8 protein-coding genes and 6 pseudogenes are annotated in these 11,818 nt (G+C 60.5%); 7 read left to right on the forward strand and 7 right to left on the reverse strand.

The window, feature by feature from the left end; all coding sequences use genetic code 11:
- Positions 1–685: 685 nt before the first annotated feature.
- Positions 686–961 carry a hypothetical protein gene (locus EOD29_RS30200; RefSeq protein WP_063169403.1) on the reverse strand — a complete coding sequence of 92 codons (276 nt, stop codon included), beginning with the start codon at positions 959–961 and terminating at the stop codon, positions 686–688.
- 696 nt (positions 962–1,657) lie between these two features.
- Here EOD29_RS30200 and EOD29_RS30205 point away from each other — a divergent pair.
- On the forward strand, positions 1,658–2,074 hold the full coding sequence (locus EOD29_RS30205; RefSeq protein WP_063169404.1) for a hypothetical protein: 417 nt from the start codon (positions 1,658–1,660) through the stop codon (positions 2,072–2,074).
- 238 nt (positions 2,075–2,312) lie between these two features.
- Here the strand turns inward: EOD29_RS30205 and EOD29_RS38065 are convergent, their stop codons facing one another.
- The 3 genes and pseudogenes from EOD29_RS38065 to EOD29_RS30220 all read right to left on the reverse strand — a co-directional run.
- The gene (locus EOD29_RS38065; RefSeq protein ID WP_244514239.1) at positions 2,313–2,804 is read right to left on the reverse strand and encodes a cytochrome c; all 492 of its coding nucleotides are present in this window, start codon (positions 2,802–2,804) and stop codon (positions 2,313–2,315) included.
- A 41-nt stretch (positions 2,805–2,845) separates the two neighbouring features.
- On the reverse strand, positions 2,846–3,067 hold the full coding sequence (locus EOD29_RS37515) for a hypothetical protein (RefSeq protein WP_245462946.1): 222 nt from the start codon (positions 3,065–3,067) through the stop codon (positions 2,846–2,848).
- A 21-nt stretch (positions 3,068–3,088) separates the two neighbouring features.
- Positions 3,089–3,368, reverse strand: a pseudogene (locus tag EOD29_RS30220) (DUF411 domain-containing protein); the annotation flags it as partial.
- Between the two features lie 801 nt (positions 3,369–4,169).
- Between EOD29_RS30220 and EOD29_RS37520 the strand changes: the two are divergent.
- The 4 genes and pseudogenes from EOD29_RS37520 to EOD29_RS30240 form a co-directional block, all read left to right on the forward strand.
- A pseudogene (locus EOD29_RS37520) lies at positions 4,170–4,374 on the forward strand (isopenicillin N synthase family oxygenase); the annotation flags it as partial.
- An 8-nt stretch (positions 4,375–4,382) separates the two neighbouring features.
- A pseudogene (locus tag EOD29_RS30230) lies at positions 4,383–4,652 on the forward strand (pyridoxal-phosphate dependent enzyme); the annotation flags it as partial.
- A gap of 278 nt (positions 4,653–4,930) precedes the next feature.
- A pseudogene (locus EOD29_RS30235) lies at positions 4,931–5,094 on the forward strand (thioredoxin domain-containing protein); the annotation flags it as partial.
- A gap of 41 nt (positions 5,095–5,135) precedes the next feature.
- The gene (locus tag EOD29_RS30240; RefSeq protein WP_063169408.1) at positions 5,136–6,590 is read left to right on the forward strand and encodes a glutamate synthase subunit beta; all 1,455 of its coding nucleotides are present in this window, start codon (positions 5,136–5,138) and stop codon (positions 6,588–6,590) included.
- A gap of 69 nt (positions 6,591–6,659) precedes the next feature.
- Here the strand turns inward: EOD29_RS30240 and EOD29_RS37525 are convergent.
- The 3 genes and pseudogenes from EOD29_RS37525 to EOD29_RS37530 form a co-directional block, all read right to left on the reverse strand.
- Positions 6,660–6,854: pseudogene (locus EOD29_RS37525) on the reverse strand (DUF459 domain-containing protein); the annotation flags it as partial.
- A gap of 1,181 nt (positions 6,855–8,035) precedes the next feature.
- Positions 8,036–8,344, reverse strand: a complete 309-nt coding sequence (locus EOD29_RS38070; protein WP_236473435.1) for a helix-turn-helix domain-containing protein — start codon at positions 8,342–8,344, stop codon at positions 8,036–8,038.
- 157 nt (positions 8,345–8,501) lie between these two features.
- Positions 8,502–8,948: an extracellular solute-binding protein gene (locus EOD29_RS37530; RefSeq protein WP_236383562.1), complete on the reverse strand. Its 447-nt coding sequence runs from the start codon at positions 8,946–8,948 to the stop codon at positions 8,502–8,504.
- Positions 8,949–10,005: 1,057 nt separating this feature from the next.
- Here EOD29_RS37530 and EOD29_RS30260 point away from each other — a divergent pair.
- Positions 10,006–10,227: pseudogene (locus tag EOD29_RS30260) on the forward strand (insulinase family protein); the annotation flags it as partial.
- A gap of 57 nt (positions 10,228–10,284) precedes the next feature.
- Positions 10,285–11,343: a class I SAM-dependent methyltransferase gene (locus EOD29_RS30265; protein ID WP_024504268.1), complete on the forward strand. Its 1,059-nt coding sequence runs from the start codon at positions 10,285–10,287 to the stop codon at positions 11,341–11,343.
- Positions 11,344–11,818 lie beyond the last annotated feature (475 nt).

The raw sequence follows: 11,818 nt of genomic DNA on the forward strand, positions 1-11,818 counted from the left end.
GCCCAATGCTCATAAAGCCGGATCAGGTCCGGCCGGTGTGTGGCGTAGGTGCAGTATGACGATGTGAGCCGCTACACGTGCGCGTCTCCCGGTCTGTCCATAGGCTCGGAAGAAGTCGGACAGTTTGACATGGCCGGTCAGTTGCAACTCCCTTTCCCAGCACTCCACTGCCCGGTAGAGCGCATGAAAAATCTCCTTTCGGGCGGTTTCTTAAGACGCTCGCCACGCCATGAGGCAGTGGGGGCATCGGTGTCCATCAGGTGCTTCTGCCCATGCAGGATTCCAGAACATTGATGAAATCGTTTGTTTCGATGAAAGGCATCCACACTTTGGATGGTTGACCACGCTTTTCAAAGATCGTGAACTACATCTCCTCGTTGTGCTCGACGCACTCCGGACAAGTAACCTCATGGGCGCGGCATGCAGGATTAACCGAGCCCAGCCGGTCATGAGTGCGGCCTTGCCGGGTCGGGCGATAGGCAGTCATGCCCTGCCCTTCCTGCGGGTCAAGCACTCCGAAAAAACATTTCCCCCATAAATGCTAGATCTTCCGTTGCCTTTTCGCGTCACAGGCCGTCAAACGCCCGGCCGTTCACAACAGTGATCCGGCAAGTGTTTGGCTGCGCGAGACGATGCTGCAGGGAGTCGTCCTGCATGGCACTTCGCTATGATGCTGCGGTGCCGTCTAACGGCGCCTCGTGCTTGAACGCACTGAACGGCCACCGCGATCAAAATCGATGGTTCGAGGACCGTTGATCATCACCCCGCCAGCCTCGATCTTGTTTGCCGCCACGAGAGCGACACAGAGACTGCTGGTGAAGATGCCCGCCTGCCCGCTATGTTCCGGATGGTTGACCATCCCGGATGGACCCATCGAGGGTGTCAAGGCGAGCATGAGCACAGGCGCGAACAGTTCACGGGCAGGCGCGACGGTGGCCGCAAAGCAACGTCGCGCCAGCATGCGATCTCAGCAGGATCGGCACCATCCTGTCAGGGAGCAATGCGAGTGGCTGGCTTAGCCGCTGCGACGCTGCCCGGCATCGCATCAATTGATCTGGCGCCTTAAATGCAGGAAGGCTTCGCGGCCGGTACGAGGCGCATCCCTCCTCCGAAGCAGCACGCCCAAGTATCATCACAAGCCCCGAGCGCCCGCGTTCGGCGATGTCCAATTTCCGACAATGTCGGAATACAGTCAGATCTGCTGGATTGACTTTAAATGGTTTTCTCATTTGGCACAGCGCATGCTGGTTATCCGGAAACACGTGACCGACCAACAAGAAGTCGCATGACACAACCGAAGCCATCCATGTCTGACGGGCTGCCCAGGATACCTACTGCGACCGCGCTTGCCCGGTGACGACCGCTCCGGCTCCGCCCGTTACCGACGAGGCAAAGTGACGGATTTCCTGCGTTTCAACGACATGGAGGTGGTTGTCATTCCCGCTGGGGGACAGACTCGGCCTGTTCAAGGCATTGCGCGAAGGCGGCAAGATGACGGCCACCCGTGCGCGAACTCAAGGAGCGCAGCCTGTATCGTGTATCAGGCAAATAGGCCGTCGGTCAGTGACCTTGACACAGGGGACATGCGCAAGGTCCTGAAGTTTGATGCAGCGATAGAAGGGTGCCAATGACAACAATAGCTTACAGGAACGGAACCATGGCTGGCGACGGCCGAGCCTTGGGTTTTGACTCAGTATCCGTCGGTGAGAAAACGAAGGTGTTTCGCTTATGCGACGGCACACTCATCGGCGTTTCCTCTTCGTCCTTGGGTATTCCAAAGGCCGTTCGAGACTGGGTTGAGAAGGGCATGGATGTTTCTGATATTCCTGTGCCGCGCAACGACGACAATTTTGAATTTGAGGCGCTGATAGTGCGCAAAAATGGGGAAGCCGTATTGTTGGACGGCAATTGGCTGCCAAGTGATCCCGTGAAAGGTGAATATTATGCCATCGGGAGCGGCAAGCAGTATGCTTTGGCCGCGCTGGTTTTGGGCAAGTCAGCTAAGGAAAGCGTCGAAGTTGCCGCGAAACTCGACGTTTGGACTGGTGGCACAGTCACTGCCATAACTCACTAAACCCGCCTTTCGGCGGGAGTGTGACAGTGCGAGCGTGGAAGTAGGGCGCCACCCCGGGGCACGTCGAGCCCTGTCATGTGAGCTGGTCCATAAGCGCGCGAAAGCGTCCAGTTGTGGCCAAAAGCACGATTTGCGACAGAACCGGCCCGCTTCTATGAGTATGGGCCGCTTTTTGCGGCCAGCGTGCTTGCCATCCTGCCGCCAGTGGCCGTCGCCTTCTTCTTCCAAGGTTACCTCGTCATGAAGTAGAGCACCACGATCTTGTCGGAGAGATCGGAAGGCGGACGGCCCTTCCGTCCGCGTCGGCCAGTTCGAAAGGCGGCGCGGCCTGCTCGTCGATCGCCTGGAAGAACCTCTCCGCGCTGTCCCTCATCTTGTCGAGATCGGCGCCCGGATGGTGGGCCAGCGCGGAGGTCCCGAGGATCAGCGCCAGAAATTGAATCGCAAGCGACGGTTTCGCTTTCATGGACAATGCATTCCGGTTGGGGGCGTTCGAGGGCTCCGCGGCTAGGATTGGTCTCACTGTGTCTGCTCCCGCTCCCGGCGGCTCATCTGCCTGATAGGCGCGTTCCCGCTCGGGCCATGTGCTTTTGATGAAGGCCAGAACGGCCCGGATCTCCTCGTCGGTGAGGACATTCCCGAAGCCCGGCATGTCGCTCTGGTAGCCGCCGCCGACGACCGCGGCCGGTCCCGGCGCCGGCATGCGTCCCGAAGGCAGCGGGCTTTCCAATCGCGCTGACCTTCGCCTGGCTAAAACCGTCTTGCCTAGCGCTATCGCCGCGGCCGGGGCGCGGCCATCCGGTTGGCGAGCCAAGGCAATGTCCAGACCAATCCGAGGCCTGCCGCGGCCACGCATCGATAAGAGGACCGACGCCCTTCTCCTTTGCCGCCGCTGGAGAACAGGTATTTGATCAGCGCGGCCGTCCCGAGGACGAGCACGACGACGACAAGCAGCCACACCAGGCCCGTGCCGAACATCATCATGCCGCTCATGCATTCCATCATCGAAGCCTCCTATTCCGTGGCGTAGATGCCGCCGGTCGCGTCAGACTTTCGGATTTCGAGAATCTCGAAGGGCGCTTCCTTCGTGCCACTCATGCCGGGGGAGCCCATCGGCATGCCGGGCAGCGTCATGCCCTTTGATGTCGGGCCGCTCGGTCAAGAGCTTGTTGACCGTGCCGACCGGCACATGGCCGCTCACCACATAGCCGTCGATGAACGAGAGAAGGCAGCCATCGGCTTCCGGCGGAATGCCCTCTTCGCGGCTCATGGCGAAAAGGTCGTGAGTCGGCCTTGACGGTGATTCCTGGAAGGCCGATTCCAAGGCGAGCTGGCTTGAAGGCCGCGGTCCGGATGGTCGACTAGGCAGCTTGGTTCCACGATCGCAATGCTTGATCGCTTCATTGCAGGCCATGGGCTCTCGCCCCCTCCTTTTGCCACACGAGGCGCCAGCTCACGTGTTGTTGTTGGCGTGCGCCCCGGCAACCGCTTTCACCAGCCGCTCCAGCGATCCCGCGCGCTCCAGCTCCGCAAAGAATGATGCGGCGTGACGCTACCCAGCCGGTGCTTCTCGGCCTTCCAATTAAACTGTCTCGACGAAAGAGCCGTCTCCGTTGCTCCGGTCTCGGTGTTGAGTTCTCTAAGGCTGCGCCACACCTTGGTCCCCACGCCGGCAAATGATCTCACTATGCAGCCCGTGCTCGCACGCTCTCAAACTAATTACCGCTGCTGCAACACGCCGCCTGGCGGCCTGCACCGAAAAGCCGACAGGGGTGCATCTGAATAGCCGTGAACCCAGGTCTCAAAGACCATCCGGCGCGACGAGCGGACGCACCGCACGTGTGACACCCGCCTTGTGGGGCAGGGTTGCCTTTCTCAATCCCGGCGTTGGTCGGCGTCCCAATGAGCAGCAAGCTATTATCGGCCGCCGAATCTTAGTGGCTTCGTCGAGAGCCTCAATCAACCAAGCGGCGAAAGCCCCGCTAGAGTCTCCGCCCGCCTGTCGCTATGAAGCAGTTGCAGCCAGCGCTGCTTCAGGCGCATGAACTCGCCCGATGCAATGATTTCCGTCGCCCTGGGTCTTTCGAAGGGCACTGTTTCTATTCCCTTCTTCTTCGGCGCGCGGCTTGATGCCGACATACGGTTTCTTGACCTGCCGCCTGAACTGGCTGCCGAAGCGGGTGCCCCGCCAGCGACCCCGACAATCCCCTGTTCCGCGACTGCTGAAGAGCCGACTGCGCTCGCATCCCGATATTGCGCAACGGCACTATGCCGACATTCTGGAGACCGCAGCCGCATGAGCCTCGAGATGTTCCGCCGACCGTCGACAAAGGCGTCCTCTCGCCTGCGTCCGCCATTTGTCAGTGCTCGATCTGATTGGGGAGACGCCGGTCGTCGAACTGAAGAGATTCGATACCGGCAGGTGTCGTCGCTTCGTCAAGATCGAAAGCCAGAATCCCGGCGGATCGATCAAGGATCGCATTGCGTTGTCGATGATCGTTAATGCCGAACAGCGTGGCACGCGCGGGGCGGTACAATCATCGAAGCGACCGCTGGCAACACAGGGCTCGGCCTGGCCATCTGGCGGCACGAAGCGCGTGATCGCGTGTCCAAAAGCTGACAGCGTCAGACAAATGTCAGGTTCATTACAACCAACATCTGGGCACTGACGAGGTTTTTCGAAGCAATGGGCGCTAACTGCGCGCTGAGCGCGTTGGCATGGCTTTTGAGACTGAGTGACTGTGACTGCACTCAATGGGGCAAGACGAGCGATGCGCTCCTCCCTGAACCCGTGTGCCGTCTCTGAGAGGAAACCAGCTCGTGCAGAAACCTTTGGAAATAGCTTTGGACCGCAACGTGGTATTGCAGATGGAGTCCCCGGCTCCTTCGATTAGAGTCGAGAACTGGCTGCATGGCGAGCCCCTCACGAGCTTTGAGCCCGGCAAGTGTACATAGTCGAATTTTGGGCAACTTGGTGCGGCCCATGTGTGGACGGGATGCCCCATCTGATCCAGCTGCAGGGCGTCGCCAGGCGCACCATCTGGACAGCAGGAACTGGACTATGGGCAAGGTAACAGGCTTTCTCGAAATCGACCGGCAGGTGCACAAGTACCAGCCGGCCTCCGACCGCATCCGGCATTTCCGCGAATTCACGCTGCCGATGTCCGACAAAGAGGTCGAGAAACAGGCCGCGCGCTGCATGGATTGCGGCATTCCGTTCTGCCATGGGCCGACGGGCTGCCCGATCCACAACCAGATCCCGGACTGGAACGACCTCGTCTACAATGGCGACTGGGACAATGCGATCCGCAACCTGCATTCGACCAACAATTTCCCGGAGTTCACCGGCCGCATCTGCCCCGCACCTTGCGAGGAAGCCTGCACGCTGAACCTCGAGGACATCCCCGTCGCCATCAAGACGGTCGAGCAGGCGATCGCCGACAAGGCTTACGAGACCGGCCATATCAGGCCCTATCCGCCGGAGAAGAAGACCGGCAAGCGCGTCGCCGTCATCGGCTCCGGCCCGGCCGGCATGTCGGCTGCCCAGCAGCTCGGCCGCGCCGGCCACGACGTCCATGTCTATGAGCGCGAGAGCCGGCCCGGCGGGTTGATGCGTTACGGCATTCCCGACTTCAAGATCGAGAAGCACTATATCGACCGGCGCATCGAGCAGATGCAGGGCGAGGGCGTCACCTTCCATTGCGGCGTCAATGTCGGCGTCGACAAGCCGGTTGCCGAGCTGCTCGCCGAACATGACGCCGTGCTTTATTGCGGCGGTTCCGAAACGCCGCGCGCGGCCGGCATTCCCGGCGACGATCTCGGCGGCGTGCATGACGCGATGCCCTATCTGGTGCAGCAGAACAGGCGTGTCGGCGGCGAACCGATCCAGTCGGTGGCGTGGCCGTCGCATCCGATCCTCGCCGGCGGCCAGCATGTCGTCGTCGTCGGCGGCGGCGACACTGCCTCCGACTGCGTCGGCACCGCCTTCCGCCAGGGCGCGGTGCGCGTCACCCAGCTCGACATCCGGCCGCAGCCGCCGGAAAAGGAAGACAAGCTGTCGGTCTGGCCATACTGGGCGACCAAGATGCGCACGTCATCCTCGCAGGCCGAAGGCGCCGAGCGCGAATTCCAGGTGGCGACGCTTGAATTCATCGGCGAAAACGGCCAGCTGACCGGGGTCAAATGCTGCGAAGTCGACGAAAAGCGCAAGCCGATCGCCGGCACCGAATTCGTCATCCGCGCCGATCTCGCGTTCATCGCCATCGGCTTTGCCGGGCCAGCCGCTCGCGGGCCGGTGTCGGAACTGGCCGGCCAGATGAAGATCGCCATTGACAGCCGCCGCTCGAAGAATGTCGAGGCCAATGACCGGGACTACAGGACCAGCGTCGAAAAGCTCTATGCGGCGGGCGACGTGCGGCGCGGCCAGTCGCTGGTCGTCTGGGCGATCCGCGAGGGCCGCCAGGCGGCGCGCGCCATCGATGAGGCGCTGATGGGATCGAGCGTGCTGCCGCGCTGAGTCCGTCTCGAGACCCTACTTGTGCGGCCACCTGAAGGCGCTTTCCGCCCTTCCGCTGCCCCGGGCAGCTTACGGACTGATCGCCGTGGTCGTTTCGGTTGTGGCCCCGGCCGCAGGCTGCCGCCTTGGCGGCCAAGAAAAATCGTCGGCGCGGCCGGGCGCAGCAGCGGGCGCCTTGCCCTCGACGACGAATTTTTCACCGGGCCCGTCCGGCTTGGCCGGCGCTGCGGCACCGAGAAGTTCCGAACCGCCGTCGAGTGCCGGTGATTGCGAGTCGGCGTCGGTAGCCGGGTCGGCGGCCTCAGTCTTTTCCTTCGAGGGTGGACTACGTTACTGGCCAGTACCGGCAACGCATCGAAGGAACTTTACAATCATAAAGGTACGTCACTGGTCTCGCGGCTCACCTATGACGATCTAGACGCGCATTCGAGTCCACAATCCGACTGGCATTTTCGTAAAGGCCTCCTCGGTGCGGGCGGCATCAGGGAGGATTTTCTCATGACGAGGACTTCTTACGGAAATGGGGGGCTACTCAAACACATTCAGTGATCAGCGCGGGGGCGGCGTCAGCTATTTCACCGCCGATCTTGGATATAATTTCTTGAACTCACCGCGCTACCGCATCGGTGCTTTTGTTGGCAACAATTTCTGGCACGAGAGCTACGATGCTTTCGGTTGCACGCAGCAGGCGACCAACTGGGGAACCTGTGTGCCAACCGTCCCACCTACGTCAACCTCTCAGCCAGGACAACGATTGGCATTCGCTGCGACTCGGCTTGGCCGGGCAGACGCAACTCACCGAGCGACTCAGCCTTTCTGGTGACGTGGCGTTCCTCTTCACGCGGCTCGACGGCAAAGAGCAGCACCACATGCGCCCAAGATCAAGCTAATTCCCGAAGACGGCGATGGGCATGGCGTCCAGCTCGAGGCGGTGTTGCGGCCGTGGCGAATAACGGCACCGCTCATTTCGAAGAGGCAATGGGCGGTCGTGGTTCCCCGCAGGCCGACGATTGGAAGGCAAAGCGCTACGGCGTTTTCGTGCAGGCTAGCATCAAGTTCAACTGAGAGAGCAAGAACCGAGGAGAGCGGCGATGCCACTCCAGCTCATTACGATCATTGGATCAACAGAAGGAAGTTTTCCGAAGAGTTTTGCAAGCGTGCGCAAAGTCGCCAGACAAAGTTCTCTCGGTCCATAGTGTACGTGCCGTCACGCCCGTTCTCGACATGGTTGAATGATACGTCCCGCGCGATCGATCAAAGTCGTTTTTCATTGGTTTTCCGGAAATCGCGGGGAGCACAGCGTGCTGTGACCCTCGCCTGCTGGTTTTCTGTCAACGCGCAGATGAGGGAGAATGAGCGTACAGCAAAAATCATCAGTGCTGTCGCTTTCGCCAAAGCCCGCCGCAGCTAAACGGGGTCCCACGCCCGGTAGCGCCCCCTGCCGGTCACCTCACGGATGCCGAGTTCGGCACCAGCCCGAGCGCAGCGCGCTGGCTAATTTTCAGCTCGGCCGCGACCAGACCTGCCGACACCAGCGGCCGCGCCAGCACCAGCTCGATCAGCGCCGGCAGGCTCGAGTTTTTGCGCCGGTTCCTGAGCCGGCGCTCCATCTGGCTTTTGGCCAGCGCCTGGATGATTGCAAGGCTGAAACAGTCGATGGAACGCCCCTCCAGCGAAGCCGAACCGGACGAGGCGCGCGCGCCAGGTCCTTCGGCTGCCATCGGCACGCTGGGTTTAAGTGCTTGGGGTGACACGGCGTGATCTCCGCCGTTGGCGGGAACAGGGCAGTGCAATAGTACTGCCCTGTTCCTTTTGATCAGAGGCCAGTGCGGATTTCTTCGGCAAGCGCCCTCAACGTCGTCTCGACGTCATCGCCGTTTACCATCTTCTGCATCGCCACGGCCCATGCGTTCATGGCTTCGCCGAAGCCGACACGCGGTGTGAAAGCCAGCGCGGCTTGGTCCTGTATCTTTTTGAAGCTGTCAACGAAGTTGTTGAACTCGGGCTGCGAAGCGTACTTAGTCCAGGTGTCGTCTGCCAGGTCGACGTGCGCGGCGGATTGACGAGCTGGCCAGCAAGGGCACCCTTGAGCGCCACCTGCTTGGAGGTGGCCCACGGGATGAACAGCCAGGCCGTGCCCTTCTTTTCGGAAGCCGCGTTCATGGCGAGAGCCCAGATCCAGATGTCAGACTCCAAGCTCGTGGCGCTCGGTGCGTGCAGCGGCGGAGCGAAGGCGATCTTGCCGGATGCCGGCTTCCCCGCAACATCGTTCCAGAAGCCGAACATATTTGAGTCGATCGTCATCGCGCTGCGGCCGGACGCGAAGGAAGGAGCCGCGCACTTCTTGATCATGTCCACGTAATGTAGTCGTATCCAGCATCGGTAAGCTTCCAATCGCTCAGGTATTTGTCCAGCGGCTCCAGGGCGCCACTCGGAGCGAGGTCCTACGCGGGCTGAATGCCAGTGCCGAACACATCCCATGCTGGCGACTTCGTCGTCAGTTGGATCGTCATCTTGTTCCAGTAAGAATCGTCTGGGTAGAGTTCCGGCGTGACCTTGATGCCGGGTCAGCTTCTCGAACTCCGGAAATTGCGCAGCGAGAGCATCCGCATAGGGGTGGATGTCGTAGGCCCAAGTTATGCTGGTCCCTTCGAATTGACGCCAGTTCACGGTGTCGGCAGCGGCCGAATTAGTGAGCGATGCCGAGACGGCAAAAAACGCCAAGTCAAAAGCAAGCTGTTTGCGAAGCGACGCGCACCTGTAACGAGTACGGGGAATGAGCGACCCATGTAATCCTCCCTGGGGCATTTTGCCAATTTTTGGGTCCACTCCTCCATCCCGAGTTCGCTCATAGCCACAATAAGCGGTTTCCAACGAGCTCGCTCTGAATGCACCAGGCCAACTGGGTAAAAACGGGTAACCGGCACTAAAAGGCGTTGTAGTATCGCCACCAGAAATACTGCTCCGTGGTGCTGGCCTTTGCCTGGGGGCGCAACACGGCAACTACCCGCTCAAAACGGTTGGTCCTCTACCTCTTATTCACCGTCGCTTTCCTCGCGGCCTAACCCGGCCGGAATATCCGTTGCCAGAAAAAGGCCTCGCGGCCGGTTCGAGGCTCATCCCTCCTCCGAAGCAGCACGCTCAAGTATCGTCACAAGCCCCGAGCGCTTCGCGTTCGGCGATGTCCAAATTCCGACAATGTCGGATACAGTCAGATCTACTGGATTGCGTTTGAATGGTTTTCTCATTTGGCACAGTACATGCGGGTCATCCGCAAAACACGTGACCGACCAACAAGAGTTCGCATGATCACCTTACCACAACATACAGCCGCCGCGGAACAATCACTTGGCCCCTGATCGCCCACCCCGGCACCACAACCGGAGTCATCGATGTTCTGACAGGCTGCCCAAGGATACCTGCTGCAACAGGGCTTGCCCTGGTGACGACCACTCCGGCTCCGCCGGTTACCGACGAGGGCAAAGTGACGGATTTCCTGCTTTTCAACGGCATGGAGGTGGCTGTCATTCCCGACCACCGCGCCGGTCGTCACCCATATGGTCTGGTGCAGGATCGGCAGCGCGGAATGAGCCGCCGGGGATATCTGCATGTCTTCGAGCATCTGATGCTCAAGGCGCCTCATGACGAGCACGGCTCCGTCGCCTGGAGAGATTGAACCCAAAGGGAGATTCAGATGTCTGAAGCGAATCAGGAAAAGTTGGACGCATTCTTGGGGAAAATGGTCGGCGATCTCGGTGCGATCGCAACGGGCGCGGGAGTCCTGCTGGGGGACAGACTCGGCCTGTTCAAGGCATTGCGCGAAGGCGGCAAGATGACGGCCGCCGAACTTTCGACACGCACCGGCACCCAGGAACGCCTCGTAAGGGAATGGCTTTCCGGGCAGGCGGCGGCGGGTTACGTCGACTACGATGAAGCGAGCGACAAATTCTATCTCAACGCCGAGCAAGAGCTGGTGTTCGCTGATGAAGACAGCCCGGCCTTCATGGCAGGCGCATTCGAGTTCCTGTCCGCGCTGTGGCTCGATGAAGAAAAGGTGAGGCAGGCATTCCAGTCCGGCAAGGGCGTCGGGTGGCACGATCATAGCGCGTGTCTGTTTCGCGGTACGGAACGGTTCTTCCGTCCAGGCTACAATGCCAATCTGATCGACTCCTGGCTGCCGGCCTTGGAGGGCGTCGTCGAGAAGCTCGAACGCGGCGTGGACGTCGCGGATGTTGGATGCGGTCATGGTGCATCGACCGTGCTCATGGCACAGGCCTTCCCCAATTCGCGCTTCGTCGGCTTCGACTATCATGCCCCTTCGATTGAGCGCGCCCGCAAGGCGGCCGAGGTAGCCGGCGTCGGCGTTAACACGCGGTTCGACGTGGCGGCCGCCAAGAGCTATCCCGGAACCTATGACCTCGTCACATTCTTCGATTGCCTTCACGACATGGGCGACCCGACGGGCGCCGCCACCCATGTCCACGGATCGCTCAAGCCGGACGGCACGTGGATGATCGTCGAGCCGTTCGCGCATGATCATCTGGCGGCGAACCTCAATCCCGTCGGCCGCGTTTACTATGCCGCTTCCACTTTCGTGTGCACGCCCGCATCCGTGTCGCAGGAAGTCGGGCTCGCGCTTGGAGCCCAGGCCGGTGAGGCGAGGCTGCGCAAGGTTGTGACCGGCGGCGGCTTCAAGCGATTGCGTCGCGCCGCGGAGACACCGTTCAACATGGTGCTGGAGGCCCGCCCTTAGCGTGGCCGTCGCCAGAAATTGCAGCTCATCGCATTTGATGAAGATCACCGCCAAAAATCCGGACGCATCGGGCACATTTTCAAGGCGTCTGGGTTCACGCAGAGGTCGCTGCCGAGTTGTGTGCCAAGAGTCCCATACGTTGCGGCTCAGAAAGGACCCCACGCACGGCGACGAACATGCCCATAGCGATGGCCGCTATAATCACATATGTCCACCATGGCGCGTTCACAAAGCTGGTAAGCCACGTCGCACCGAACGCGCTTACGACAAAAACGAGAGCCTCGATAAAAAGACTGAGCCTGTACACATTCAGTCGTCTCATCCTCATACCACCCATCCAAAGACTGAGCTTGTTGCGCTACTGCGACAGAGCCTAACATATTGGAGAGTGCTCACTAGTCGACCGTGAACAATCCGAGCCCTAAGCGGCGACCGGCTTCGGCCGGATTTGAAGCAGGGCAATCAAGAGCGACAA

The sequence above is a fragment of the Mesorhizobium sp. M1A.T.Ca.IN.004.03.1.1 genome, from assembly GCF_003997555.1.
Taxonomy (GTDB): domain Bacteria; phylum Pseudomonadota; class Alphaproteobacteria; order Rhizobiales; family Rhizobiaceae; genus Mesorhizobium.

Bases quoted from the DNA above. Each gene is read 5' to 3' on its own strand.
- EOD29_RS30200 (WP_063169403.1), bottom strand. From the start codon at position 961: ATGCTGGCGCGACGTTGCTTTGCGGCCACCGTCGCGCCTGCCCGTGAA.
- EOD29_RS30205 (WP_063169404.1), top strand. From the start codon at position 1,658: ATGGCTGGCGACGGCCGAGCCTTGGGTTTTGACTCAGTATCCGTCGGT.
- EOD29_RS37515 (WP_245462946.1), bottom strand. From the start codon at position 3,067: ATGAGCGGCATGATGATGTTCGGCACGGGCCTGGTGTGGCTGCTTGTC.
- EOD29_RS30240 (WP_063169408.1), top strand. From the start codon at position 5,136: ATGGGCAAGGTAACAGGCTTTCTCGAAATCGACCGGCAGGTGCACAAG.
- EOD29_RS30265 (WP_024504268.1), top strand. From the start codon at position 10,285: ATGTCTGAAGCGAATCAGGAAAAGTTGGACGCATTCTTGGGGAAAATG.